This window comes from Achromobacter sp. GbtcB20 (assembly GCF_019091095.1).
Classification (GTDB): Bacteria; Pseudomonadota; Gammaproteobacteria; order Burkholderiales; family Burkholderiaceae_B; genus Achromobacter; species Achromobacter mucicolens.
In genome coordinates, this window is the sequence record NZ_JAGXJZ010000221.1 from 1 (window position 1) to 483 (window position 483).

Below are 483 nucleotides of genomic sequence, written 5' to 3' on the forward strand. Positions count from 1 at the left end.
CCGACAGCCTGGCCGCGCCGCTGCGGGAGGCGCTCGGCGACGCGTATACCGTCGCCACCGCGCCGATGACCAGCCAGATCGGCAGCGGCGCCCTGCCGGTCGAACTGCTGCCGAGTTTCGGCCTGGCGATCCGCGCCCAGCCCGGCGTGCGCGGCAACCCGCTGGGCCAACTGGAGGGCCGCCTGCGCGCCCTGCCGCGCCCGGTGGTCGGCCGCATCGCCGACGACACCCTGTGGCTGGACCTGCGCTGCCTGCAGCAGGACCAGCTTCCCCTCTTCGTCGAGCAGCTCGCCCGGCTGCGGGAGCAAAGGCAAGCATGATCGTCGGTACCGCAGGCCACATCGACCACGGCAAGACCACCCTGACGCGCGCCCTCACCGGGGTCGACACCGACCGCCTGAAGGAGGAAAAGGCGCGCGGCATCTCGATCGAGCTGGGCTACGCCTATGCGCCGCTGCCCGGCGGCGCGCGGCTGGACGTGAT

1 protein-coding gene and 1 pseudogene are annotated in these 483 nt (G+C 73.1%); both read left to right on the forward strand.

Features of this window, described 5'->3' with window-relative positions; genetic code table 11:
* Window positions 1-320, forward strand: a pseudogene (locus KVT32_RS28680) (L-seryl-tRNA(Sec) selenium transferase); the annotation flags it as partial.
* The coding region (locus KVT32_RS32330; RefSeq protein ID WP_254637063.1) for a GTP-binding protein at window positions 317-483 on the forward strand (167 nt) is incomplete at its 3' end. The pseudogene KVT32_RS28680 and the gene KVT32_RS32330, both read left to right, overlap by 4 nt.